Genomic DNA, 24,899 nt, shown 5'->3' with positions numbered 1-24,899 from the left:
GCGTACTTCCGGACAGGGCCACCCGCGCTGACCGATCGGGTACCCCACGTTCGCGGCCCGAAGGGCGCTGCCGGTGACCGGCGCGACGCCGCAGTGTTGCTCCCATGGATCTCACGGCGCTCAATCCGGCGCAGCCTGAACGGGGCTCCGCGTTCACGCCATGGCAGACCTGGCGCGACGAGCAGGGACCGGCCGTGCTGGTCGCGGCGGCGATCCTCGCGGCGAACGCGCGCAACGTCCAACCCTGGACCTTCCGAGTGGCCCCCGATCGGATCGACCTCTTCGCCGACCTCACCCGACGCCAGGGCGCGCTCGATCCGCTCGACCGCGAGCTGAACGTCGGTCTCGGTTGCGCCCTGGAGAACATGTCGTTGGCGGCACGGGCCAGCGGCTGGTCGCCCGAGATCCACCTTCGTCCGGACCCGGACCGACCCGAGCACGCCGCGACCATGCTGCTGCACCCGGGGACACCGGACGTCTCCGAGCTGTACCTGGCGATACCCGCCCGGCACACCAACCGGGGGCCGTTCCGGAGCGAGGCGCTGTCCGACGAGCTGATCGCCGAGATCAGCAGCCTGGGCGCCGTCGACCTGCCCCGTGCCGGGATCCGCTGGTTCACCACGGCCCAGGAGCGGCGCCGTATCGGCACCGCGCTGGTGGCGGCGACCGAGGAGATCATCCAGGACGAGGAGCAGTCCCGCGCCGGACACGCCTGGTTTCGCGGCAGCGACGCCGAGGTGCGCCGCCACGCCGACGGGATGACCACGGCGACGCAGGGCATGCACCCGCTGGTGGCCCGCATCAGTGGGTGGCTGCCCGCACCCTCACGCCGGATGGCCGACCGTTTCTGGCTGCGCCAGACGCGAAAGGTGCACGTACCCACGGCGGCGGCGTTCGCCATCGTCACCGTGCCCGACGCCGGTGACGTCGTCGACCGGATCACCGGTGGACGGCTGCTGCAGCGCATCCACCTCTTCGCGACCTCGCGAGGGCTGGCCGTCGGGCACCTCAACATGCTCACCGTGCGGGCCGACCGTGAGCGGCAGACCGGGGCGCCCCCGCAGTTCGGGCGGATCCTCGCCGACCTGGTCGGTGACCCGGCCGCCCAGGCGCTCGTCACCTTCCGCATCGGATACCCCACGAGGCCGGCGGCGGCCAGCCCCCGCCGGCCGGTCGCTGCCGTTCTGCGCTGAAACCGGACATCCGATCCGACCCACCCCCGCTCATCGGCAGGAGGACCACCCATGTACGACGCGATCGTGGTCGGCGCCCGTTGCGCCGGATCCACCACGGCCATGCTCCTCGCCCGGGCCGGCCACCGCGTGCTGCTGCTCGATCGCGCCACCTTTCCGAGCGACACCATGTCGACGCACTACGTCCACCAGCCCACCATCGCCCGGCTGGCCCGCTGGGGCCTCCTCGACGACCTGCGCCAGACCAATTGCCCGCCGCTGGAGGTGGCCCGCTGGACCCTGTCCGGCGTCTCGGTCACCGGCTGCGCGCCACCGATCGACGGAATCCGCGCCGCGTACGGGCCCCGCCGTTACGTGCTCGACACGATGTTGGTCCGGGCCGCCGGCGCGGCGGGCGCCGAGGTGCGGGAGGGGGTCAACGTCAACGGGCTGCTCTGGGAGGACGGCCGGGTGGTCGGCGTGACCGGCAACAGCGACCGGGGCACGCCCTTCACCGAGCGCGCCCGCGTGGTGATCGGCGCCGACGGCATCGACTCCGCGGTGGCGCGCAGCGTCGAGGCGCCGATGTACGAGGAGGTGCCCACCCTCTGCTGTCTGTACTACACGTACTGGAGTGGGGTGCCCGCCGACTACGAGGTCTACGTCAACCAGCGGCGCGCGGTCGGGGTCGTGCCCACCAACGACGGCCAGGTCATGGTCGGCATCCAGTGGCCGCGTGAGGAGTTCGAGGACGTCCGCAAGGACGTCGAGGGCAACTACTGGAAGGCGCTGGAGGTGGCCGCACCGGCGCTGGCCGAGCGGCTGCGCGACGGTCGTCGCGAGGAGCGGTTCGTCGGGACGGGCCGGCTGCCGAACTTCTTCCGGCAGGCCACCGGCCCGGGCTGGGCGCTCGTCGGTGACGCCGGATTCCACAAGGATCCCGTGGGCGCGTTCGGCATCAGCGACGCCGTCCGCCACGCCGACCTGCTCGCCGAGCATCTGATCCCGGCCCTGTCGGGGGACGGCCCGCTCGACGCCGCCCTCAGCCAATACGGTGCCCGGCGCGACGAGGACGCCATGCCCGAGTACTACTTCAACCTCCAGGCGGCCCGCCTGGAGCCCATGCCCGAGCTGCTCGACGTGCTGCGGGTGATCGAGGGCGACCAGGAGCAGGTCGACAGGTTCTTCGGACTGATCGCCGGTATGTACACCTGGCAGGACTTCTTCACCGACGACCTGATCGCCCGCACCGAGGCCGCGCGTGCCCGTACGGGTAGCGACCAGCCGGCCTGACCGCCGCGCGCACGACCTGAATCCCCCGCCCGCGAAGTCGCGGGCGGGGGAGCGCGTGTTCCGACGACAGCGCAGCACCGACGCCACACGGCCCGAGGCAGGCCGGTCACACGACCGGCCTGCCTCGGGCAACGCACCTAGCGCGGGTCGACCCGCAGCGGCAGCGCCGCCAGCCGCCGTTGCATGAACAGCGGCATCCAGTCCAGCTCGGTCAGCGTTGCCTCGAACTCGGCCCGCGTGGCGGCCAACTCCTCCAGGATCATGCTGCCCTGCTGCCTGGCGAGCACGGCGCCGACACAGAAGTGCAGCCCGTGCCCGAGGGAGAGGTGCCGGTAGGCGGGCCGGACGATGTCGAACCGGTCCGGGTCGGGGTAGACGGCCGGATCGCGGTTCGCCGCGCCCAGCAGGACGAGCACCCGTTGTCCGGCCGGGATGACGTGGTCGCCGACCAGCAGATCCTGCTGGGTCCACCGGCCCCCGCCGGCGGTCGCCAGCTGGAGCGGGCTCTCGTACCGGAGCACCTCGTCCACCGCGTTGGCGGCCAGCTCCGGCCGTTGGCGAAGCAGCGTGAGCTGATCCGGACGACGCAGGAAGCAGAGGAACGCGCTGGCGGCGAAGGCCACCAGCGTCTCGTGGCCCGAGATGAAGGTCAGGATCGCGTTGGCGTGCAGCTCGTCACGGGATATGACCCCCTCGGCCTCGGCCTGCACCAGGGCGGAGAAGAGGTCGTCTCCCGGATCCCGGCGGCGACGCTCGGCCAGCCGGCCGAAGTAGTCGTCGAACGCCTGGAAGCCTTCCAGGGCACGCTCGAGCGAGCCGGCCGCGGCCGGAATGTCCGCCGCCGGGGAGAGCGCCTGCCCCCACTCCTTGAGCAGCGGCAGGTCCGACCGCGGCACCCCGAGCAGGTCGCCGATCACCTGGAGGGAGACCGGGAAGGCCAGGTCGTCGACCACCTCCAGCCGACCCGACCGCACCGCCCGGTCGAGGACCGCCCGGGCGGTGTGACGACCCTCCGCGAGCACCCCGGCGATCGCCGACGACGAGAACGCCCGCCGGGTCAGGTTCCGGAGCCGGGTGTGGTCCGGCGGGTCCTGGAACAGCAGGGTCTGCTGCATCGGGTGCAGTTCGGTCGGCACCATGGAGAGCAGCATCTCGGCCACCTCGGGTGGCGGTTGTACCCGCAGGCCCGGCTCGGCCAGCACGGCCGTGGCGTCCGCGTGCGAGGCGATGAGATACGAGTCGAGATACTCCCAGTAGACCGGGCCTCCCACCGCGCGGATGCGTTCGTACTCGGGGTACGGGTCCGCGCGGAAGATCGGGTTGTACGGGTCGAAATCGTCGAGGACGGGCGGGGTCAGCTGCGACGTCGGGGTGCCGCTCACGGTTGTCTCCCTGGTTGGCGGGTACGGCTTCAACCGACCAGGTCGCCCTCGTCGGCGAAGGTGTCCTCCGGCAGCCGCCCGAGCATGTCCAGCAGGCTGTCGGGCGAGAAGAAGTCCTCCGGGGCCACGGTTCCGGCGATGACGCCGAAGAAGCGGTTCGCGTGCTCCGGCGACGTGGCGAGGACCTGGACGAGATGCCGGGTCATCGGGTCGAACTCGAAGCTCGCCGCCTCGCAGGTGAAGTCGTACATCATCGCCGAGTCGGCGTTGCGCCGGCGCTCGTACTCCGACATCGCCTGGTCCCACCCTTCGGCGCCGGTCAGCGTCGCGTGCAGTGCCGCGCTGAGCGACTCGGCGTCCCGCCACGCGTCGCTGATGCCCTGGCCGGTCAGCGGGTCCTTGTGGAAGCCGGCGTCACCGATCAGCGCCCAACCGGGCCCGTACGGGCGGCGGTAGTAGTTCTGCAGCGCCGCCGTCCCCAGGAACCGCGACACCCGCGTGGCGCCGTCCAGCTCCCGGTCCAGGGCGGGAGCCGCCTCGCGGATCGCCTGGCGGTAGTGCCCCTCGATGTCCGTGCGGTAGGTCGCGGCGAACGAGTGCGGCCGGGCCGCCTGGATCAGGTAGGCGTCGTCGTGGGTGGGTATCACCCCGATCTGCGTGTCCTCGTGGATGAACACCTCGTTGCGGTTGCGGCGGTGCGCGGACAGCCCCTGCCAGTACGTGTAGTAGACGACCGTGTAGGCGGGCCGCTCGTCGTAGCTCTCCGCGCCGACCGCGCGGGCGACCATCGAGTGCCGGCCGTCCGCGCCCACGACCACGGTGGCTCTGATCGTCTCGTCCGTTCCGCCCGCGCTCCGGCCGCGTACACCGCAGACCTGGTCGCCGTCGAACAGCAGCTCCCGTACGGTGAACCCCTCCCGCACCTCGACGCCCCGGTCGCGGGCCGCCCTGACCAGCAGAGCGTCGAGCACCGTGCGTCGCGGGGCGTACGCCATGTCGATGCCGTCGACCTCCGGCGCGAATCCGCTGACCAGCGTCTCACCGAACCACCAGCGGGCCTCCCTGATCGGCGGGCAGCCGCTCGCGGCGAGCTGGTCCAGCAGACCCCAGCGCCGGAGCCGGGCCAGGCCGCTGGGCTGGACGTAGTGGGTGGACAGCCGGTCGCTGGGGAAGTGTGACCGGTCCAGCACGAGCACCCGGTGCCCGAGTTGCGCCAGCAGCATCGCGAGTGGGGAGCCGGCGCAGCGTCCCCCGATGACGATGACGTCGTACATCGTGCCTCCGCTCCGGCGCGTCCCGGCCGCCCGGCGCCATCCACCGGGCGTGCCGTCGCGTGCGTGATGACCATTGGCAGCCAACCAGCGAGGGCAGAGGGGCGTGAACGCCCGAAGAGGGGGGCCGATCGGGTGCCCTCTTCGGTGTCCCGGACCGTCCAGCACGGGGGGGTGCGGAAGCACTGCCCTCTCGGCGCTGTGCCCCGGCGGCCGGTGATGGTGGTCTTCAGTAACCAGGGGTCGCCGACCCCGAACCGGAACCGAGCGGGAGGAGCCCCTCTTCGATGGCTATCGACACGACGAGGTTCGAGCGGATCAGGCAGGCGGCCGGTTCCCGGTCGGAGTCGGACGTCTTCGCCTTTGCCCAGGAGCACGAGGGCGGTGTGGGTGGGCTGCTCGACGAGGTCTTCGGCAACATGCCCGACGTGTTCCGCGCCGACCGGGCGAAGGGCCAGCAGGCCGACTTCCAGTACGTCATCAAGACGCCGGACGGCCCGCACGAGTACTTCGTCCGGATCCACGACGGCGTCTGCGAGTCCGGTCGGGGACAGGTCGAATCTCCACAGCTCACCACGACGGTGGAGCTGCCCACCTTCCTGCGGCTGGTGACCGGACGGATCAACGGGATGCAGGCGTTCCTGCGCGGCAAGGTCAAGCTCTCCGGCAACACGCTCTACGCGGCGAAATTCGAGCACTGGTTCGAGCGTCCGTCCTGACCGGTGGGCGGGCAGCGGTGCGCAGGAGGAGGGGTGATGGGTTCCTGGCCGGAGAGCGGGCGGGTCGCGTTGGCGTCACCGCGTGCGGTGCGCTTCGCGGACACGCCGGTCGGCCTGCTGGCCGGCGGTGTGCGCCCGTCGCCGCCTCCTCCGGTCACGACACCGCTGCTGCTCTGGGACCTCGCCACCCTCGTGCCCACTCCCGACCTGGACCGTGAGCTGCACCGCTCGGCACTGGCCGGGTTGCTCGGTCGGCCGGCGCCGAATATTCCGTACCGTCCGGACCGGCGCACCGACCCGGTCGTGGCCGTTGACCTGCTGGACAGGTCGGGGCGCAACGGTGAACGAGCGAGCAGGCTGCCCAGGCTGCTGGCGGCCCTCGCCCTCGTCCTCAGTCAGCGAGGGCTGCGCCCGACGGACGTCGACGGGCCACCGGGTGTCGGACGCGAGGTGGTCGGACTGGTCTCGCGGCACTGTCCCGGGCTGCGGCAGGGGGTGGTGGCCGCCGCGGTGCGACCCAACGCACTGCTCAAGCTACGTGCCACCGGCCTGGACCGGCACCTGTCGGGCGGCCGGGCGTACGGCTCGGACGACTGCCGGTGGGAGGTCCTGGTCGGACTGGCTCTGGCCCGGTCCGCGACGGCCGCCGGTGTCGTGGTGGTCACCGGTGGCGCGGAACTCGGTGCCGCCGCCCGTCGGGCCGGGGCGACGGTCGTCGCGGTCGCGCCCGCCGGCTCGGATGTCGGGCGCTGGGCCGACCTGGTGGTCCCCGGGCTTCTCGACGTCGTCACCGCACTGCGGCCCCTGGTCGCCCACGCACCGCGCCGGCCCTGCCCGGCGCTGTCCGTGTCGTCCCACCCGAGCTTTGAGGAGTGATGATGCAGCTGGGCCTGTCGTTGCCGACGGTCGGACCTCCGGGCCGTCGTCGGTACCTGATCGACGTCGCCGAAGCGGCCGACGAACTCGGCTTCCACTCGCTCTGGATCAGCAGCCACGTGGCACTGCCCAAACAGCGTGACGGCAGCTGTCTGTATCCCCGGGCGAAGACCGCCGACGCGTACAACTGGGGTGTCGCCTGGCTGGAGCCCCTCACGCTGATGGGCCTGGTGGCCGGGGTGACCGAGAAGATCAAGGTGGGCACCCACGTGCTCGCCCTGCCCTACCGCAACCCGGTCATCCTCGCCTCCGAGCTGGCCACCCTCGACCAGCTCTCGCTCGGCCGGATCATCCTCGGGGCCGGGTTGGGCTGGATGGACGAGGAGTTCGCCATCGTCGGCGTGCCCCGTCGCGAGCGGGGGGCCCGCACCGACGAGTACATCGAGGTGATGCGGACGCTCTGGCGCGGCCGGCGGCCCGTCTCCTTCCACGGACGGTTCGTCGACTTCGAGGACATGTGGCTCGCCGCCCGCCCGCACAGCGAGACCGGCCCGCCCGTCTTCGTCGGCGGGAACACCGAGCACGCGCTGCGTCGCGTCGCCCGGCTCGGCGAGGGTTGGCTGGCCCACGAGCTGTACCCGGACGAGATCCGCGCCGGCCGCGAGACGCTGGCCCGGCTCAGCCACGACGCTGGACGGGACCCGGCGGAGATCATGGTGACGGTGCGCCGGGGCCTGGTGCCTCCCTTCCCGGTCATGGACTTCATGTCCGACCGGGTCAGCATCACCGGATCGGCGGACGAGGTCGCCGCCCAGTTCGACGCCTACCGCGACGCCGGTGTCTCGCTTCTGGTCCTGGATCTCTCCATGCGACCGGCAGAAATGATCAAAACGATGGAGTGGCTGGTCGAAGAGGTCGCCACTGTTCAGCCGGGGAGCGACCCGTCGACCCGGTCAGCATCCAGGGAGGAAATGTGAGCACTTCACCGGAACTCGTCGGGGACAGCCGTCGGGATCAGCAGATCAAGGAGATCGTCTGCGACGTCCTCGAGATGGAACCCGCCGACGTGACCGACACCAGCCTGTTCAAGGAGGACCACGGCGCGGACTCACTGCGCGCCATCGAGATCCTGGCGGCGTTGGAACGCGAGTTCGACATCACCATCGACCAGGCCGAACTGAGCCGGATGGTCAACCTCAACGGAGTGCGGGCCGTCGTCGCCGAGGCGGAAGCCAGCCGCTGATCCGGCTGCCGGGCCCGAGTGGACGGGGAGGCCATGGAAAACCCTGAAGATCGCAGCGGACCCACCCGGGTGGTGGTGACCGGGCTGGGAGTCGTCAGCAGCATCGGCATCGGTGCGGCAGACTTCCTGACCGGCCTGCGCAGCGGCCGGACCGGCGCCAAGCCGATCACGGCCTTCGACACCGACGGCTTCGCGTACGCCAACGGATGCCAGATCGAGGACTTCGACGCCAGCCAATGGTTGCGGCACACGCCGGCCGGCAGCCTGGGACGGGCCAGTCAGTTCTCCGTCGCCGCGGCCCGGATGGCGGTCGAGGACGCCGGGCTGCCGCTGGACGTGCTCCGGGACCGGCGGGCGCTCGTCTCGGTGGGCACCACCGACGGGGAGTCCCACGACCTGGACCGGCTCACCGAGACCGAGGTGCGCGAGGGCTACCCACGACTGGATCCCGTCGTCGCCAGCCGGGTGCCCGCGGTGCGCCTCTCCACGAGCATCGTGCGGGAGTTGGACCTGCGTGACGTGGAGACCGTGACCATCCCCACCGCGTGTGCCGCCGGCAACTACGCGGTGGGGCACGGCTACGACGCGATTCGCCTCGGTGACGCGGACGTCGCGCTGGTGGGCGGCGCCGATGCCCTCTGCCGCAAGACCTTCACCGGCTTCTACCGGCTGGGCACCATCGCTCCGGAGGCGTGTCAGCCGTTCGACCGCAACCGGCGGGGCATCCTCACCGGGGAGGGTGCCTGCATCCTGCTGTTGGAGAGCTTGGAGTCGGCACGGGCCCGGGGCGCCCGCATCTACGCGGAGGTGCTGGGGTACGGCCTGAACTGCGACGCGCACCATCCGGTCGCGCCGGATCGGGACAGCATCGCCCGGTGCATGGAGCTGGCGCAGCACAACGCCGGGGTCAAGCCCGAGGAGATCGACTTCATCTCCGCGCACGGCACCGGCACCCGAGCCAACGACGTGACCGAGGCCGCCGCCATTCGGCGGGTCTTCGGGGACCGCCCTCCGCCCACCATCTCGATCAAGGCGATGATCGGCCACACCATGGGAGCGGCGAGCGCGCTCGCCGCGGCCGCCTGCGCACTGGCCATCTCCGAGAGCTTCATCCCACCGACCGTGAACCATGTCGAGACCGACCCGGAGTGCGGCCTGGACTGCGTGCCCAACCACGCCCGGGAAGCGGAGCTGCGGGTGGTGCAGAACAACGCGCTCGCCTTCGGCGGCAACAACGCGGTGCTCATCCTCGGCCGTTGCCGACCGGACGCCGGAGTCGCGGCGTGAACGCGGGAGGTCGCAGGTGAGCGCGCTGATCACGGGAATGGGCGCGGTCGCGGCGGTCGGCGACGACGTCCCCGCCATCTTCGACGCGCTCTGCGCCGGACGCAGCGGGGTCGGCCCGCTGCGGGGATTCGACCCCACCCGCTTCCGGGCCCGGCACGCCTACGAGATCGACGATCGTCCACAGTCGGGGGAGGACCTGACGCTGCGGGCGACCCGATGGCTGGAACAGGCGGTGCAGCAGGCCCTGACCGACGCCGGTCACGACGGGGACCTGTCCGACGTGCCGGTGCTGATCGGCACCACCCTGCGGGAGCTGCGCTCGGTCGAGTTGAGCTGGCGGGACGACGTCCCCTTCGACCTGCGGGACCTGCACTTCGGCACCGCCCTGCGCCGCCGCTTCGGCGCGACCCGCACCTACACGGTCGCCAACGCCTGCTCGGCGTCGCTCTACGCCCTGGGGTTGGCGGCCGACCTGCTCGAACTGGGCGAGGCCGACTCCGTGGTGGTCGCCGGGGTGGACACCATCACCGAGAGCACCTACGGAATGCTCGACCGGGTCTACCCGCTGGCTCCCGAGGCGGTGCGCCCGTTCGACCGGGACCGTCGGGGCATGTTGCAGGGCGACGGCGCGGTGGCGATCGTGCTGCGCCGCGAGTCCGACGGCCCGGCCGGCGGCCGGCCGCACGCCAGGGTCCGCGGCGTCGGGCTGAACTGCGACGCCTACCACCCGTCCGCCCCGGACGCGGAGAGCATCGCGTCGGTCATCGCCGACGCGCACCGCCGGGCCGGCACCAAGCCCGCCGAGATCGACCTGGTCATGCTCCACGGCACCGGCACCCCCCGCAACGACGAGGCTGAGGCAGAGGCGCTGCGGTCGGTCTTCGCCGACGACGTCCGGTCCTGTCGGATGACCGCGATCAAGTCGATGACCGGGCACACCGCCGGCGCCTCCGGTCTGCACAGCCTCGTCGTCGCCGTCCGCGCGATGCGCGAGGGCCGGATACCGCCCGTGGTCGGCCTGGTCCGACCGATCGAGGAGGTGGCCGGCTTCGGCCTGGTGGCCGACCGGGAACTGCGCGCGCCGGTACGCACCGCGCAGGTCCACTCCTTCGGATTCGGCGGGTTGAACGCCGTCGCCATCGTCGAGAAGGTGATGTAGATGCCCGATCCCGTGGTGGTGACCGGCATCGGGACCGCCATCGCCGGCGTGCGCGGCGTCGGCGACCTGCTCGGCCCCGATCCGGTGCGCGGCGACGACGACCCGACCGACCGCATCACCGGTCGCGGGCACCGCTACAAGGACCGGGCGACCCGGCTCGGGCTCGTCGCCGGCGAGGCCGCGCTGCGCGACGCCGGGCTGCCGACCAACCGGGCGACACCACCGCACCTCGACACCGGCGTCGTGGTCAGCTCCAACCTGGGCAACGTGGACACGGTGTGCGACACCGTCCGCACCATCGCGGACGAGACGTACCTCGCCACCAGCCCGATGCTGCTGCCCAACACGGCCAGCAACGTGATCGCGTCGTGGCTCGCGATCACCTTCGGTCTGCGCGGCGTCAACCTGACCTTCTGCAACGGCCCCACCTCCGGACTCGACGCGGTCCACTGGGCCCGGACGATGATCCGCTCCGGCCGTGTCGAGCGGATGCTGGTGGTCGGGGTCGAGCCGGTGACCGAGCCGGTACGCCGACTGACCGCGCCGGATCGCGGGGACACCCCCGCGGACGGACCGTCCGGACCGGACACGCTCTTCGACGGCGCGGTGGGGCTGGTCCTGGAGGGCGCCGAAGTCGCCGCCGCCCGGCAGGCCCGCGTACTCGCCACCATCGACCGGTATGCCCGCGCTGGCTCCCACGACGAGGCGACCCGCGCGGTGTGCCCGCCGGACGCGCCGGTGGGACTGTGGTTTCCGCCGGAGCGGCCCAGCGGCTTCCGCCTCCACCAGGCCGAACTGCCCTCGGCGGTGCGGGCCGCCGCGGAACTGGACCTCACCACCGTGCTCGGGCGCAGCTCCGGCGCCCTCGGCGTCCTGCAGTGTGCGGCCGGCGCCGCCTGGCTGGCCGACGGGGGACCGGGATCGGTGTTGGCCACCGCCGGCGTCGGTGCGCCCACCACCGCCGAGGCCCGCTTCGACGACGCCACCTCCGCCCTGGTACTCACCGCCGGAGCGTCCCGGTGACCGCCCCGCGGTGGCCCCGTGATCCGGCGCCCGCTCCCGTGTCCGCGCCGGTGGTCACGGCCCGGCACCCGGTCCGGGTGCACCGGTTGCGGCCCGCACGTGGCCTCTCGTGTCAGCGGGTGCTGCTGCTCAACGGCCTCGCCGGCAGCCCGACGATCTGGCGACCCTACGCCCAGCGGGTGCCTGCCGAGATCGAACTGTGGGGCGCCGAACTGCCCTGGGCTTCCGGGGGAGACCCACGCTGGCAGGCCGCCGGTGGCGCACCACCGACGTGGTGGCCGAGGCGCTCGCCGGAGTGCCGCGTGGCGCGGACGTGGTCATCGCCCACTCGTTCGCCGCGAACGCGGTGCTGGAGCTGCTCTGCCGACGAGTACCGGACCGGCTGCAGGCGGTCGTCCTGGTCTCGCCGTTCTACCGGGCCACGCCGGAGCGCTTCCACTGGTCGGACATCAGCTACTACCTCAACGACTTCCACCGCATCCTCGCCGAAGGGATCCGGGTGTCCGCCGCCCACCCTCCACCGAACGAGGTGGTGGAGCAGATGGCCCTGCGGCTGCGCGAGCGGGTCGGCCCGTACGGGTGGATGCGGTTTTTCGACTCCTACCTGCGTACCCCGTTCCTGGACCTGAGCGGGGTGCTGGTTCCGGTCCTGGTGATCGGCGGCCGCCGGGACCTCGCCGTACCCATCGAGGACGTCGAGGCGCTCGCCGAGGCCCTGCCGGCGGGACGGCTCGCCCGGGTCGCCGCCAGCGGCCACTTCGCCATGGTGGAACACCCGCCCTGGTTCACCTCCGTCGTCCAGGACTTCCTCGCGGTGAACGCGCCGCCGTCCCCGTTGCCCATCGTCGACGTACCCCTGGAGCTGCTGTGACCACGACACATATCGCCGGACCGAGCCTCGACGCCGTACTGCGCGAGCGGACCCGCACCCGGCTGCGGCCCCGCTACGAGGGCGCCAACATCTGCACCTGGATCGGCTTCAAACACGTCAACTACCTGGTCGAGGAGGCGGTGCTGGAGCATCTGCGGGCCGGTGGTCTGGCGCCCGGCGGGCTGTACGAGCGGTACGGCCTCGGCGTGGACCTCGTCGACCTGGACACCCGCATCCTGCACGCGTTCCATGTCGACGACGTGGTGCTGGCGGAGGTGACCGCGATCGACCCGGTCGGCGGAGAACTCGTCTTCTCCGTCGTCCTGCACGTGGACGGCGACGAGCCGGTCCGGGCGGCCACCGCGCGGGTGCGGGTCGTCCTGCGGCAGGACAGCGACAACGCGCCGGAGGTGCCGCCGGAGCTGCGACCGGTCACCACGGCGGCGATCCGCCGAGCGGAACGGGTCTCCACGGCCGCGCCGGGCGGCAACGAGTTCCACTGGCGCTGGCGCATCCCGTACTTCTACTGCCACTTCACCGAGCGGCTGCAGATGTCCGGCTACCTGCGGCTGATGGAGGAGGCGGTGGACCTCTTCCTGGAGCAGCGCGGCATCTCGATCCGCACGCTGCTCGACGAGCAGGACTGGATCCCCGTCGTGCCCCGCTCGCGCGTCACCATCCTCGACGAGGTCCGGATGGAGCAGGAGGTCGACCTGGTCTTCACGGTCGAGAACGTCTTCAAGGGCCTCACCTACGACGCCCGACTGGACTGGTACGTCCAGGATCAGGGCGAACGTCGACACGTCGCGGTGGGTCGGATCACCCACGGGTACGCCCTGATCGAGAACCGACGGGACTGGCGCCTGGTCGAGTTCGACGAGCGGATGCTCGGCGCGTTGTCGGCGTCGCCCGCCGGGGCCGGGGCGGCGCGGGGCCGGGGCCGTACCGCCGCCGGGGAGCCACGCGAATGAGAGACGTCGTCATCACCGGCGTGGGCGCGGTCACCTGCCACGGTGTCGGCTCCGCGGCGCTGTGGCAGGCGATGTGCCAGGCGCCGGTCCGGCTGCCGGACCGGCTCCCCGACCCGTACGCCCCGGGTCGGCGTCCGTACATGTACCTCGCGCCGACCGAGTCGCTGCCCGCGGCTCCCGGCGCGGCCTCCCGGCTCGCGGTCGCCGCGGCGACCGAGGCTCTGGACAACGCTGGTCTGCCCGTCGGTACCCGTCCACCCGCGCCGCTCAACGTCGTCGTCGGCACCTGCATGGGGGAGACCGGCCGGGAGGAGCAGACGCGCGCGGCCGGCGGCACGCCGGGTCCGGAACCGACCTTCTCGGTGGCGGCTCATCTCGGCGATCGGCTCAGGGCCACCGGCGCCAACACCAGCGTCAGCAACGCCTGCTCCGCCAGTGGCTACGCGTTGGGCATCGCGGCGGACATGATCCGTGTCGGCGAGGCCGATCTCGTGCTCGCCGGTGGCGCCGACGCCTACTCCCGGGTCGCGGTCGGGTGCTTCGACCGGATGCGGGCGGCGGACCCGGTCCGGTGCCGGCCGTTCGACCGGCACCGTCGGGGCACGGTGTTCGGCGAAGGGGCCGCCATGCTGGTCCTGGAATCGGCCGAACACGCCGCCGCCCGCGACGCCGTGCCGCTGGCGAGGCTCGGACAGTCGGGGTGGAGCTGCGACGCGTACCACCCGACGGCGCCGGAGCCGAGCGCCGAACAGATCGTGCGCGCGATGCGGCAGGCGCTGGGCCAGGACACGGCCGACGGTGCCGGAGTGACCGGGGGCCGGCTCGGGTGCGTCATCCCGCACGGCACCGGAACCCAGCTCAACGACGTGGTGGAGAGTCAGGCGCTGCGCCAGGTGCTCGGTGCGGCGACGCTGGACGTGCCGCTGTACAGCCTCAAGGCGCTGGTCGGGCACACCGGTGGCGCAGCCGCGGCACTGGCCGCGGTCGCCGCGACGCTGATCCTCCGGCACGGCACCGTCCCGCCCAACGTCCCGTTGGACAGCCAGGACCCGGAGTGCAAGGTGTTCCTGCCGCACACCTCGTCGCCGCTGGCCACCCGACGCCTCCTGGTCAACGCGTACGCGTTCGGCGGGAACAACACCTCCTTCCTGATCGAGTCCGGGGCCGCGGCATGAACTCCGCCGGTTGGGTCGCCGTCACCGGCGTCGGTGTGGTCACCCCGGGAGGTGACGATCCGTCGACGGCCCGGCCCGGCGATCCCGCCCCGAGCTCCTGGTTCGACACGAGTTCCCGGCTCGGGCGCCGCGGCTACCGCTACCTGCCGCCGGCCGCGCAGTACCTGCTCGCCGCGGCGCGACGCGCCGTAGAAGACGTGGTGGGGCTCGCGGACGTGCCGGCCGCCCGCCGGGCCGCCGCGGTGGGTTCCAACAACGGCGCGGCCACGCTCCTCGCCGGGATGGACCACACCCTCATCGAGCAGGACGTGGAGCAGCTGAGCCCCGCGACGGCGCCGTTCTTCGCGGTCAACGTCCTCGCCAGTCGGCTCTGCGCGGAGCATGGCCTCAAGGGGTTCAGCCTGACGCTCACCTCGCCGCTGGTCGCCGGTCTGGAGGCGGTGGAGGTGGGCGGACGGGCGCTGGCGGCCGGACGGGCCGACATGGTGCTCGCCGCGGCCACCGAGGATCGGCTGTCCGACGACGCGCCCCGCGTGGGCCAGAGCGAGCAGGGCGCCGTGGTGCTCGTCCTGCGACAGGTCGCCGCCGGTCGCGCCGCGCCGCCCGGCACCGTCGGTGGCTGCCGCGTCCGGACCGCCTTCGTACCCCCGGGCCTCGTCCACGACCCGGCCGGCGCGCGTCAGGTCGGCCGGAGGATCACCGCCCTGATCCGGGCGGTCACCGGAACCGAACGACCGGACCTGCCCGTGCATCTCGTCACCGACGAGTCGGCCGTCGCCGGGGCCGTCATGACGGCGTTGGGGCCGGACAGCGTCAGCAGTGTGCAGCCGTCCGGCGCCGGCTGCGTCACACCGTTGCTGCGGCTGGCGCGGGAGCTGTGCGACCCGCCGCGCGACGACGGCGACGGGCGGTCGCTGCTGGTGGCCGCCGACGAGGGAGGGAACCTCGCCGCCGCCTACGTCCGGCCGGTCCGGACGCCTTCCACGAGCTGAGGGAGTGACATGTTGATCCCGTTGCGCGGTAGCTGGTCCATGATTCTCGGCGCGTCGAGCGGCATGGGACGGGCCACCGCCCTGGCGCTGTCCCAGGCCGGCAGCAACATCATCGGCGTCCACTTCGACCACGGTCCCGCCGCAGAGTCCGTCGCGGACCTCGTCAAGGAGATCGAGGGGTACGGGGTCCAGGCGCGGTTCTGGAACATGAACGCCGCGAGCGCCCGGACCCGAGCGGAGTTGGTGCCGCTGGTCGCCGAGCTGACCGACGGCGCGGGCCCCCGGATCCTCATGCACTCGCTGGCCTTCGGCTCCCTCGTGCCGTACCTGCCTCGGGCCGGCCACGGGCCGACCCTCGTCCAGCGCCAACTGGAGATGACCGTCGACGTGATGGCGCACAGCCTCGTCTACTGGGTGCAGGACCTGGTGGCGGCACGGCTGCTGCGGCGGGGCGCGAAGGTCTTCGCGATGACCAGTGCCGGTGTCGTGCAGGCGCTACCGAGCTACGGCGCGGTTTCGGCGGCGAAGGCGGCGCTCGAGTCACACGTTCGGCAACTCGCCTGTGAGCTGGCGCCGCACGGGGTCGCGGTCAACGCGCTGCGCGCCGGCGTGACGGTGACGCCCTCACTGCGGCGTATCCCGGAACACGCCGAGTTCGTGGCCCGGGCCGGCAGCGGCAATCCGCACGGCCGGCTGACCGAACCGGAGGACGTGGCCGAGGCCGTGGTCCTGCTGTCCGGGACGGACTCGTCCTGGCTGACCGGCAACACGATCGGTGTGGACGGCGGTGAGCTGCTCGCCGCGGGCAACGCGTGGGAGTTGGGCAACGGATCGGCCCCGCGCGACGCGACGCCCGCCACCACCGCCGCGGCGGACCGATGACCGGCCGGCCACACCCACCGCGCGAGAGGGGACGATCATGAGCAGGCAGACGGGGACCGGTGACCGGCTCGTGCTGACCGACTGGGCCGCGCTGTCACCCTGGGGTGTCGGCGCAGAGAGTCTCGCGGCGGGCATCAGATCCGGTCGGACGGCCGTGGCCGAGCTGGATCCGACCCTCTGGCGGACGCCGTACCGGCAGGGCGCCCCGATCGCGGACCTGGACCTGCCCGGATTACTGGGCAACAAGGGCATCCGGTCGATGGATCGAGCGACCGGCATCGCCGTGGCGACCGTCGGACTGCTGCTGTCCAAGCATCCCATCGACCGGCTGGCCGACACGCACTCCGACGTCGGGCTCGTGCTCGGCACGACCTCGGGCAGCGTGCAGAGCATGATGTCCTTCACCCGTGACTCCCTGACCGGGGCGAAGCCGTACCACGTCGATCCGGCACGATTCCCGAACACGGTGATGAACCGCGCGGCGGGCCAGTGCGCCATCTGGCACGGGCTGAAGGGTCCGAACACGACGGTCGCCGGCGGCGCGGTCACCGGCCTGCTGGCCCTCAGCTACGCGATGCGGCTGCAACGCGGAGGTCACTGCGCCGTCGTCGTGTGTGGTGCGGTCGAGGAGTTCTCCGAACAGCGTGCCTGGTTGGAGTGGCATGCCCGCACCCAGGACGCCGATCCGGTGCCGCTCGGCGAAGGCGCGGTGGTCTTCCTCGCCGAGTGGGAGAGCTCCGCCACCGCGCGCGGGCGGGAACCGGTGGCCGATCTGCTGGCCACCGAGTTCGGCGCGTTCGCGGACCCGGCGTCGGCGCGTTTCGCGTTGGAGCGTTGCGTCACACGGGCACTGCGCCGAGCCGGGGTACGCCCCGAGCAGGTCGACCTCGTCGTGCCCGCCGCCCCGGCCGGCCCGCTCGGCGAGGCCGAGCAGTGGGCGCTCGACGACGCGCTCGGCGGTGACCGGGCGGTCCGGTTGCGGCACCGGGGCCTGCTCGGAGACACCGCCTCGGTGTCGGCGAACGTTCAGATCGCGGTGGCGTTGGTGGCGGACGTACCGGGTCCATCTGCCGGCCGTCTGGCGCTGGTCACGTCCGTCGACCGCGAGGGCATCACCGGCTGCCTGCTGATGAGACTGCGTGACCACCGGGAAAGGGTCGGACAGCCACCGACGGATGCCGGGGCGCCGACCGGAGGAGAGGAGACCCAGAGATGACGGAGAACAGCACCGGCCTGGTCGACAAGGAGGATCTGCGGGAGACCCTGGCGGAGATCCTCGACATCGACAGCGAGGAGATCACCGACGACGCGAACTTCGTCGACGACCTCGGAGTCGACTCGCTGATGGCGCTGGAGATCACCGTACGGCTGGAGAAGAAGTACGGCGTCCGGATGCAGGAGAACGAACTCGTCGAGGTGACGAGCCTGAACAAGACCTGCCGCCTGCTGACGGAGAAGCTGGGCGGACAGCCATGACCGCCGGGCTTCGGACACCATCGCAGGCGGTCCTGCCCACGCTGCCCCCGAGCCGCCTGGGGCTGACGCCCATCGAGGTCCGCAGCGTCGACGACCGCGTCTGGTTCAACGTCGAGGTCCCGGCCGACCTGCCGCTGCTGGCCGGGCACTTCCCCGGGCTGCCGATCGTGCCGGGCGTCTGCCTGATCGACGTGGTGCAGCGGGTGGTCACCGCGACCGTGACGGACGCGCACGCGTCCCGGCTGTCGCACATCAACCGATGCCGGTTCCGGTCCCCGGTGTGGCCCGGGGACCGGTTGGACTACGAGCTGACCCTCGCCCGGGACGAGCGCGGGCTGAACTGCCACGCCGTGGTGCGGGGTCCGGGTGGGTCGGTCGCGGAGATCCGGCTGCGCTACGAGGAGGACGAATGACGGCGAGCGTGGTGGCGGAGGCGACCGAGGTGACACGTGTCATCCCGCACCGCTTTCCCGTCCTGCTGGTCGACCAGGTCACCGAGGTGGTCACCGGACACCACCTCTCGGCGCGCAAGGCCGTGAGCGCCAACGAACCCTGCTACGGCCATCTCGGACCGGACCAACCCGCCAGCGAGCTGGAGTATCCGTCGATGCTGCTGGTCGAGTCCTGGGGGCAGGCGGCCGTGCTGCTGGCCGCCTGGGACCACCCGACGTCGGACGTGCGGTCCGGACGGATCGACCTGGCGGGCGCCATCGAGCGGGTGCGGTTCCTGCGCCCGGTGCGGCCGGGCAGCGTACTGGAGCACCGGGTGCGGATGGTCCGCGCCGTGGGTGACACGGCGATCCTGGCCGGCGAGACCCTGGTGGGGGGCGAGACCGTGATGGAGATCGGCCATTTCGTCGTGGCGCTGCGGCCGGTGGCCGACCTGGTCCCCGGCGGCACCGTGTCGACCGGCACCGACGGGGGGCGCTGAGATGACCACACCGGAACGACCCGTCGCGCTGGTCAGTGGGGGTTCGCGGGGTATCGGGCGGGCGGTGGTCCACCGCCTGGCGGCCGACGGCTTCGACGTGGCCTTCTGCTACCGGCAGCGGCGCGAGACCGCCGAGGAGCTGGCCAAGGCCGCCGAGGCGAGCGGGGCGAGGGTCTTCGCGGCGCAGGTCGACGTGGCCGACGGCGACGCGGTGCGCGAGTTCGTGGCGGGTGCGGAGAACGAGTTGCCCCCTGGCGGCGGTCGTCACCTCCGCCGGCATCGTCCGGGACCGCCCGCTGGTGATGATGTCCGACGAGGAGTGGCGCGATGTCCGCCAGGTCAACCTCGACGGCACCTACCACGTCTGCCGGGCGGCCATCTTCTCCATGATGAAGCGGCGCAGCGGCCGGATCGTCACGCTGTCCTCGGTCGCCGGCGTCTACGGCAACGCCACGCAGGCGAACTACGCCGCCGCCAAGGCCGGCATCATCGGCTTCACCCGGTCGGTGGCCAAGGAGGTCGGGCGGTACGGCATCCGGGCGAACGTGGTGGCGCCCGGGTTCATCGAAACCGACATGACCACGGACCTGCCCGAGAAGGTGCGCGCCCAGATGCGGCGTCAGATCCCGCTCGGCCGCTTCGGCCAGCCCGAGGACGTCGCCGACCTGGTCTCCTTTCTCGTCTCCGACCAGGCCCGTTACATCACCGGTCAGGTGTTCCAGGTGGACGGGGGAATCACCGTCTGACCGGGCCGGACCACCAGCATTCGGAGGGGACCATGCCGCAGCAACGGGGTACGAGCCGACGTCCGGCGACCTTCTTCTTCTCGTTCCGCAGCCCGTACTCCTGGCTGACCTATCTGGACCTGCGGGACCGGTATCCCGACGCGGCCGACGCGATGCGCTGGCTGCCGTTCTGGGAACCGGACGAAGCGACGTCCCGGCTCATCGCGGAGCAGGGCGGCCGGTTCGACTACTCGCCGATGTCGCGCGCCAAACACCTGTACATCCTGCGGGACATCCGCCGGCTCAGCCGGGAGCGGAACCTGGAGATGACGTGGCCGGTGGACCGGGATCCGCACTGGGAGGTCTCGCACCTGCCGTTCTTCGCGGCGGAACGGCAGGGCGTCGCCCGCCGTTACGTCGACCGGGTGTACCAGGCGCGCTGGCAGGAGGGCCGGGACATCTCCGATCCCGCCACCATCGACGCCATCGGTGCCGAGATCGGGCTCCCCGGTGTCGCGGACGTGGCCAATGATCCGGTGGTCCGCAAGGAGGGCGCGGCGGCGCTGGCGGCGGCCGGACGGGCCGGCGCCTTCGGGGTGCCGTTCTTCGTGGTCGACCGCGATGCCTTCTGGGGCCTGGACCGGCTGACGCAGGCCGTCGCGGCTCTCCGCGGCCGATCCGGGCCGGTTACGAAGGAGGCGGACGATCACGTCCGGGACGAGGCGTCGGTGACTGCCACCAGCGGCGTTCCGTCCACCGACGGCGGCCACGCGGGAGGGTGTGGCTGACGTCGACGGCCGGCCATGACGTTCGGCGCCACCGCGTACGATGCGGGGCCGAGTGACGGTCGGTCGATGAACAGGATGGTTGCCGTGCCGCGACTGGTGAAGGTCACCCCGGACAACGTGCGCGTCGCGTGTGGGCTGACCGTGCGACCGGACCAGGAGCGGTTCGTGTCTCCGGTCGCCTGGTCGCTCGCGGAGGCGTACGCGCAGCCCGCTGTCGCCTGGCCACGTCTGATCGTCGACGGTGACGAGGTCGTCGGCTTCCTGATGGGCTTCTTCGACATCGTGTGGGACCCGGACCGGCCCGACGGCCTGCGTTCGGGCCTGTGGCGGCTGAACATCGCCGCCGAGCACCAGGGGCGGGGGTACGGCCGCTTCGCGGTGCGGGCCGTCCGCGAGGAGGCTCGCGAACGTGGGCACGACCGTGTCTACACGACGTGGGAGCCGGGGACGGACGGTCCGGAGCGGTTCTACCTGAAGCTCGGGTTCCGCCCGACCGGGGAGACCAGTGGAGGCCAGGTCGTCGGCGTCCGGTCCACCCACTGAACGACCCGGTCCACGGCGGGCTGGCGACCAGCCAGGAGCGTCGGACTCGTACGATGCTCCGGTGATTCTTCGGGGTACGGTCCGCGCCGATCGTCCGTTGGTGGTCCTCGCCGTCGGGGAGGAGGCCCGCTACCTGCCGCCCGAGCTGCCGGTGCTGCTCACCGGCATGGGCAAGGTGAACGCCGCCAGCGCGGTCGCCGCGGTGCTTGCTGCGGGGCCGCGCCCCAGCCTGCTGCTGAACCTGGGCACGGCCGGGGCGCTGCGCCCCGGGTGGGCGGGCATCCACGAGGTCGCCACCGTGCTCCAACACGACCTGGACACCGACCTGCTGCGCACGCTCACCGGCGAGACGTACGGGGCGCCGTTGTCGCTGGCTACCGAGGGCGCGGTGCTGGCCACCGGTGACACGTTCGTGGCCGACGACGCGGCCCGGGACCGGTTGGCGCAGCGCGCCGACCTGGTCGACATGGAGGGGTACGCGGTGGCGTGGGCCGCCGCGCAGGCCGGCGTGCCGTGCCGGCTGATCAAGCAGGTCAGCGACGAGGCGGGGGAGGGTGCGGCCCGGACCTGGCGGGAGTCGGTGGACGCCTGCGCCCGGGACCTCGCCGAGTGGGCCGCCCGGCACGTCGCCTGACCGTCGGGGTCAGTCACCGGGCCGCCGCAGGCTCAGCCCCGGCACGGTCTCCCGGCGCCCGCCGGGGATCAGCGCGTGACCGGCCAGCCCGAGTACGGCGATCGCGCTGACCAGCACCGGCGGCCAGCCCCCGGCCCAGGGCAGCACCAGCAGGGGCAGCAGCTGCCACGCCGTTCGCCGCCACGGCACGGCGGAGGACAGGAGCACGGTGAACAGGGCGCGGCCGAGCACGAACAGCACCGGCCCGCCGATGATCAGCATCAGCCACCGCGTCGGTGTCGTTCCGTCCGGCCGGTTGACGACCAGGTCGAAGGCAGCCGCCGTACCCACCACGCCGACCAGCATCACCAGGTGGGTGTACGGGGCCACGCGGGACGGGCGGTCCCCCTTCGCCTCCAGCAGTTCACCGGCCCGTAAGACGTAGATCTGCCAGAGCAGCAGCATGGTGGCGAACGCGCAGAGCAGGCCACCGACCCGGAGACGATCGAAACCGGCCCGGCTGACCTCCAGGGTGGGTATCAGGATGATGTCGCCGAGGGCCAGGATGACAAACTGCTGGTACCGCTCGCCCAGGTGCGCGGTGGTCCGCGCGTACTGGTCGATGGGCACCCGGCCCAGCCAGGGGGTGGGGTAGCGCAGGGCGGCCGAGACCAGGTCGGTGGCGATGGCGAGGGTCCAGAGCCCCCAGTTCGCCGTGCCGGTCAGCGCGCCGGTGATCCAGAGGACGCCCGAGACCACGAACCAGAACAGGAACCGTGAGGCGCGGGCCATGGCCGCCCGGTGTCGCTGCCGGTGCAGCGTGCTGACCAGGACGACGCCGCGTACCACGTGGGTGATGACGTACGCGAGCGCGAAGACGATCGCGTGCCCGGCGGAGACCATCGGCAGCGCGGCCGCCATTGCCACCGACCCGACCATGGCCACCATCAGGATGGCCTGGATCGGGCGCTGCTGCGGGTCGTAGAACTCGGTCGTGGTCGAGGTGACCGACCAGGTCCACCAGATCGCCGTCAGCATCAGCAGCACCGTCGCGGCGTCGGACCACGAGTCGCGGTCGGCCACCAGCGTGGAGACCAGCGCGAGCGCCGCCACGAAGACCACGTCGAAGAGCAGCTCCAGCAGCGTGGCCCGGGCCGACCCGTCCGGCCGGCGTACCAGCGCTGCGGTGCCTCCGGTGGTCATGCCCGGCCTCCCGCCGTGTCTCCGAGGATTATCGGCGGCACCGGCGCGGCCCGTCTGCGGATCGGCGATTCCCGCAGGCCGGAGAAGAGGGCGGCCCGAGGTTGCCACGGTGTCGGACGCCGGGCGATGCTTGACTCATCCACCAATCTCGATCTTTGCGGAGGTTCGGATGCGCCGCTCCCCGCTCGTCGCCCTCGTCCTGACCACCCTCTTGCTCGTCGCGCCCGGCGCCGCGCAGGCCGCCGTCCCCGACCGGGCCGCCGCCGACCCGGCCGCCGTGCTGGCCGGGGTCCGCACGGCGGGCACCGCCTGGGGCCTCGACCCGACCATCGGCCGGATGACCCTCACCGTCGACGACACCGTGGCCCCCGCCGAACTGACGGCACTGCGGGCGGTTGCCGACCGGGCCGGCGCGCTGCTGCGCCGCGAGCCCGGAACGCTGCGCACCCTGATCGCCGGCGGGGAGGGCATCTACGGCGGTGGCGGTCGCTGTTCGCTCGGCGCGAACGTGCGCAGCGGCAGCACCTACTACGTGATCACCGCCGGGCACTGCACCGCCGCCGCCAGCACCTGGTACGCCGACAGCGCCCAGACCACCGTGCTCGGCACCCGCACCGCCACCAGCTTCCCGAGCAACGACTACGGGCTGATCCGCCACACCGGCCGGATCGCCCACCCCAGCGCGGTCTACACCTATCCCGGCCTGCTGCCCATCTACGGCGCCGGCAACGCGTACGTCGGTCAGGCGGTGTGTCGCAGCGGCGCCACGACCGGGGTTCGCTGCGGCACCGTGACCGCGCTCAACCAGACCGTCAACTTCGCCGGCGGCAACGTCGTCTCCGGCCTGATCCGCACCAACATCTGCGCCGAGCCGGGAGACAGCGGCGGCCCGCTCTACGTGCCGTCCACCGGCACCATCATCGGCATCCTCTCCGGCGGCAGCGGCAACTGCACCTCCGGCGGCACCAGCTACTACCAACCGATCGGGGAGGTGCTGGCCGCGTATGGGCTGACCCTGCCCTGACCCCGTTGCGGAGAGCGCAACGGCTTGCCCGCCTCACGCAACCCCGCCTAGGCTCGGTGGCACCCCGGCCCCCTGCCCGTGAGGACGTGCGCCCCCATGCCATCCGATCCCCGGCCCGACCGCCCGAGCGTCCCGACCGGCTCACCGCCGGTCGAGGTGGCGACGGTGGGGGAGACCATGGTGGTGCTCTGCCCGGCGCCCGGCGAGCCGCTGGAGGACGCCGAACGGATCGCCGTGTCGGTCGGCGGCGCGGAGTCCAACGTGGCCGGTTACCTGGCCCGGCTCGGGCACCAGGCGACGTGGGTGAGCCGGGTCGGTGACGACCCGTTCGGCCGGACCGTCGTCCGGCACGTCGCCACCGCCGGTGTACGCGTGGACCACGTGCGGGTCGACCCGGCCGCCCCCACCGGGCTGTACGTCAAGGACCCCGGCCCGGCGGGAACCGCCGTGCACTACTACCGGGCCGGTTCCGCCGCCTCCCGAATGGACACGGCGGCCCTGGCTCATCCCGGGCTGGCCGGCGCCCGGGTACTGCACCTGTCCGGCATCACCCCGGCGCTCTCCGCCTCCTGCCGGGCGCTGGCCGAGCACGCGGTGACCGACCGGCCGCTGCCGGACGCGCTGGTCAGCTTCGACGTCAACCACCGCGCCCGGCTCTGGCCGGTCGAGCGGGCCGCGCCGGTGCTGCGCGATCTCGCCGACCGTAGCGACCTCGTCTTCGTCGGACAGGACGAGGCGTACGCCCTGTGGGACACCGCCGACCCGATGGCCGTACGCCGGCTACTGCCCGGCCCGCGCACGGTGGTGGTCAAGGACGGCGCGGTGGGCGCCACCGAGTTGGGCCGTGACGCCGCGCCGGTCTTCGTGCCGGCGCCCCGGGTGACGGTGGTGGAGCCCGTCGGCGCCGGGGACGCGTTCGCCGGTGGCTACCTCGCCGGGCTGCTGCGCGGTCTCGACCCGACGCGGCGGCTGCGCCTCGGTCACCTCGTCGCCGCGCAGGCGCTGGGCAGCATCGGCGACAACGCGTCGCTGCCGCCCTGGTCGTGGTTCGAGGGGCTGCTCGACGCGCCGGACGACGCCTGGTCGCCACTGGACCTGACCGCCACCACCCAGCAGACCTCCCGTGACCCCGGATGGAGTGGACCATGACCACAACGGACTTCGACCAGATCTTCGGCGGTGCCGGACGACGCCTGGTCGCCACTGGACCTGACCGCCACCACCCAGCAGACCTCCCGTGACCCCGGATGGAGTGGACCATGACCACAACGGACTTCGAC

The 24,899-nt window shown here is 72.4% G+C and carries 26 protein-coding genes and 1 pseudogene; 24 read left to right on the top strand and 3 right to left on the bottom strand.

The genetic code is table 11. From position 1 onward, the window contains the following. Positions 1-104: 104 nt before the first annotated feature. Together JNW91_RS12325 and JNW91_RS12320 are read left to right on the top strand one after the other, a co-directional pair. Positions 105-1,193 (top strand): nitroreductase family protein, encoded by a 1,089-nt coding sequence (locus tag JNW91_RS12325; protein ID WP_203174981.1) that lies wholly within the window; start codon positions 105-107, stop codon positions 1,191-1,193. A 51-nt stretch (positions 1,194-1,244) separates the two neighbouring features. Next, positions 1,245-2,465 (top strand): NAD(P)/FAD-dependent oxidoreductase, encoded by a 1,221-nt coding sequence (locus JNW91_RS12320; protein ID WP_203174980.1) that lies wholly within the window; start codon positions 1,245-1,247, stop codon positions 2,463-2,465. Between the two features lie 137 nt (positions 2,466-2,602). Here JNW91_RS12320 and JNW91_RS12315 read toward each other — a convergent pair whose 3' ends face one another. Together JNW91_RS12315 and JNW91_RS12310 are read right to left on the bottom strand one after the other, a co-directional pair. Continuing rightward, on the bottom strand, positions 2,603-3,847 hold the full coding sequence (locus tag JNW91_RS12315; RefSeq protein ID WP_203174979.1) for a cytochrome P450: 1,245 nt from the start codon (positions 3,845-3,847) through the stop codon (positions 2,603-2,605). Between the two features lie 29 nt (positions 3,848-3,876). Continuing rightward, positions 3,877-5,121 (bottom strand): NAD(P)/FAD-dependent oxidoreductase, encoded by a 1,245-nt coding sequence (locus JNW91_RS12310; protein ID WP_203174978.1) that lies wholly within the window; start codon positions 5,119-5,121, stop codon positions 3,877-3,879. 284 nt (positions 5,122-5,405) lie between these two features. Between JNW91_RS12310 and JNW91_RS12305 the strand changes: the two genes are divergently transcribed. The 20 genes and pseudogenes from JNW91_RS12305 to JNW91_RS12210 all read left to right on the top strand — a co-directional run bounded on the left by JNW91_RS12305 (position 5,406) and on the right by JNW91_RS12210 (position 21,413). Further along, positions 5,406-5,837 carry an SCP2 sterol-binding domain-containing protein gene (locus tag JNW91_RS12305; protein ID WP_203174977.1) on the top strand — a complete coding sequence of 144 codons (432 nt, stop codon included), beginning with the start codon at positions 5,406-5,408 and terminating at the stop codon, positions 5,835-5,837. A 36-nt stretch (positions 5,838-5,873) separates the two neighbouring features. Continuing rightward, positions 5,874-6,713 carry a hypothetical protein gene (locus JNW91_RS12300; RefSeq protein ID WP_203174976.1) on the top strand — a complete coding sequence of 280 codons (840 nt, stop codon included), beginning with the start codon at positions 5,874-5,876 and terminating at the stop codon, positions 6,711-6,713. Positions 6,714-6,715: 2 nt separating this feature from the next. Next, positions 6,716-7,690 (top strand): LLM class F420-dependent oxidoreductase, encoded by a 975-nt coding sequence (locus JNW91_RS12295; protein WP_203174975.1) that lies wholly within the window; start codon positions 6,716-6,718, stop codon positions 7,688-7,690. After that, positions 7,687-7,956 (top strand): acyl carrier protein, encoded by a 270-nt coding sequence (locus JNW91_RS12290; RefSeq protein ID WP_309244332.1) that lies wholly within the window; start codon positions 7,687-7,689, stop codon positions 7,954-7,956. Before JNW91_RS12295 ends, JNW91_RS12290 begins: the two co-directional genes overlap by 4 nt. Before the next feature lie 33 nt (positions 7,957-7,989). Continuing rightward, a complete protein-coding gene (locus JNW91_RS12285; protein WP_203174974.1) occupies positions 7,990-9,243 on the top strand; it encodes a beta-ketoacyl-[acyl-carrier-protein] synthase family protein in 1,254 nt (417 codons plus the stop codon). A gap of 16 nt (positions 9,244-9,259) precedes the next feature. Beyond that, positions 9,260-10,402 carry a beta-ketoacyl-[acyl-carrier-protein] synthase family protein gene (locus JNW91_RS12280; RefSeq protein WP_203174973.1) on the top strand — a complete coding sequence of 381 codons (1,143 nt, stop codon included), beginning with the start codon at positions 9,260-9,262 and terminating at the stop codon, positions 10,400-10,402. Continuing rightward, entirely contained in the window at positions 10,403-11,425 is a 1,023-nt protein-coding gene (locus tag JNW91_RS12275; RefSeq protein ID WP_203174972.1) for a beta-ketoacyl synthase N-terminal-like domain-containing protein, read from the top strand. A 199-nt stretch (positions 11,426-11,624) separates the two neighbouring features. Continuing rightward, complete coding sequence (locus JNW91_RS33555; RefSeq protein ID WP_203174971.1) at positions 11,625-12,296, top strand: alpha/beta fold hydrolase; 672 nt, start codon at positions 11,625-11,627, stop codon at positions 12,294-12,296. Further along, positions 12,293-13,267 (top strand): acyl-CoA thioesterase family protein, encoded by a 975-nt coding sequence (locus JNW91_RS12265; RefSeq protein WP_203174970.1) that lies wholly within the window; start codon positions 12,293-12,295, stop codon positions 13,265-13,267. Before JNW91_RS33555 ends, JNW91_RS12265 begins: the two co-directional genes overlap by 4 nt. Then, the gene (locus JNW91_RS12260; protein ID WP_203174969.1) at positions 13,264-14,442 is read left to right on the top strand and encodes a beta-ketoacyl-[acyl-carrier-protein] synthase family protein; all 1,179 of its coding nucleotides are present in this window, start codon (positions 13,264-13,266) and stop codon (positions 14,440-14,442) included. The genes JNW91_RS12265 and JNW91_RS12260 overlap by 4 nt, the downstream gene beginning before the upstream one ends. Then, positions 14,439-15,434, top strand: a complete 996-nt coding sequence (locus JNW91_RS12255) for a beta-ketoacyl synthase N-terminal-like domain-containing protein (protein WP_203174968.1) — start codon at positions 14,439-14,441, stop codon at positions 15,432-15,434. The genes JNW91_RS12260 and JNW91_RS12255 overlap by 4 nt, the downstream gene beginning before the upstream one ends. Positions 15,435-15,443: 9 nt before the next feature. Next, positions 15,444-16,316 carry an SDR family oxidoreductase gene (locus tag JNW91_RS12250; RefSeq protein ID WP_203174967.1) on the top strand — a complete coding sequence of 291 codons (873 nt, stop codon included), beginning with the start codon at positions 15,444-15,446 and terminating at the stop codon, positions 16,314-16,316. A gap of 37 nt (positions 16,317-16,353) precedes the next feature. Continuing rightward, on the top strand, positions 16,354-17,532 hold the full coding sequence (locus JNW91_RS12245; RefSeq protein WP_203174966.1) for a beta-ketoacyl synthase N-terminal-like domain-containing protein: 1,179 nt from the start codon (positions 16,354-16,356) through the stop codon (positions 17,530-17,532). Beyond that, on the top strand, positions 17,529-17,792 hold the full coding sequence (locus JNW91_RS12240) for an acyl carrier protein (protein ID WP_203174965.1): 264 nt from the start codon (positions 17,529-17,531) through the stop codon (positions 17,790-17,792). The genes JNW91_RS12245 and JNW91_RS12240 overlap by 4 nt, the downstream gene beginning before the upstream one ends. Beyond that, the gene (locus JNW91_RS12235) at positions 17,789-18,205 is read left to right on the top strand and encodes a hotdog family protein (RefSeq protein WP_203174964.1); all 417 of its coding nucleotides are present in this window, start codon (positions 17,789-17,791) and stop codon (positions 18,203-18,205) included. Before JNW91_RS12240 ends, JNW91_RS12235 begins: the two co-directional genes overlap by 4 nt. After that, the gene (locus tag JNW91_RS12230) at positions 18,202-18,723 is read left to right on the top strand and encodes a 3-hydroxyacyl-ACP dehydratase FabZ family protein (protein WP_203174963.1); all 522 of its coding nucleotides are present in this window, start codon (positions 18,202-18,204) and stop codon (positions 18,721-18,723) included. Before JNW91_RS12235 ends, JNW91_RS12230 begins: the two co-directional genes overlap by 4 nt. 1 nt (position 18,724) lies before the next feature. Further along, a pseudogene (fabG, locus tag JNW91_RS12225) lies at positions 18,725-19,469 on the top strand (3-oxoacyl-[acyl-carrier-protein] reductase). A 32-nt stretch (positions 19,470-19,501) separates the two neighbouring features. Beyond that, a complete protein-coding gene (locus JNW91_RS12220; RefSeq protein ID WP_203174962.1) occupies positions 19,502-20,236 on the top strand; it encodes a 2-hydroxychromene-2-carboxylate isomerase in 735 nt (244 codons plus the stop codon). Between the two features lie 66 nt (positions 20,237-20,302). Then, positions 20,303-20,779: a GNAT family N-acetyltransferase gene (locus JNW91_RS12215; protein WP_238424837.1), complete on the top strand. Its 477-nt coding sequence runs from the start codon at positions 20,303-20,305 to the stop codon at positions 20,777-20,779. Between the two features lie 61 nt (positions 20,780-20,840). Beyond that, on the top strand, positions 20,841-21,413 hold the full coding sequence (locus JNW91_RS12210; protein ID WP_203174961.1) for a nucleosidase: 573 nt from the start codon (positions 20,841-20,843) through the stop codon (positions 21,411-21,413). A gap of 9 nt (positions 21,414-21,422) precedes the next feature. Here the strand turns inward: JNW91_RS12210 and JNW91_RS12205 are convergent, their stop codons facing one another. Further along, the gene (locus JNW91_RS12205; RefSeq protein WP_203174960.1) at positions 21,423-22,595 is read right to left on the bottom strand and encodes a low temperature requirement protein A; all 1,173 of its coding nucleotides are present in this window, start codon (positions 22,593-22,595) and stop codon (positions 21,423-21,425) included. A 169-nt stretch (positions 22,596-22,764) separates the two neighbouring features. On the opposite strand from JNW91_RS12205, the gene JNW91_RS12200 reads away from it, so the two are divergent. Together JNW91_RS12200 and JNW91_RS12195 are read left to right on the top strand one after the other, a co-directional pair. Next, complete coding sequence (locus JNW91_RS12200) at positions 22,765-23,619, top strand: S1 family peptidase (RefSeq protein WP_203174959.1); 855 nt, start codon at positions 22,765-22,767, stop codon at positions 23,617-23,619. Between the two features lie 96 nt (positions 23,620-23,715). After that, positions 23,716-24,768, top strand: a complete 1,053-nt coding sequence (locus JNW91_RS12195) for a sugar kinase (protein ID WP_203174958.1) — start codon at positions 23,716-23,718, stop codon at positions 24,766-24,768. Positions 24,769-24,899 lie beyond the last annotated feature (131 nt).

The sequence above is a fragment of the Micromonospora parastrephiae genome, assembly GCF_016802865.1.
Taxonomy (GTDB): Bacteria; Actinomycetota; Actinomycetes; order Mycobacteriales; family Micromonosporaceae; genus Micromonospora; species Micromonospora parastrephiae.
This window is presented reverse-complemented; position numbering and strand designations above follow the sequence as displayed.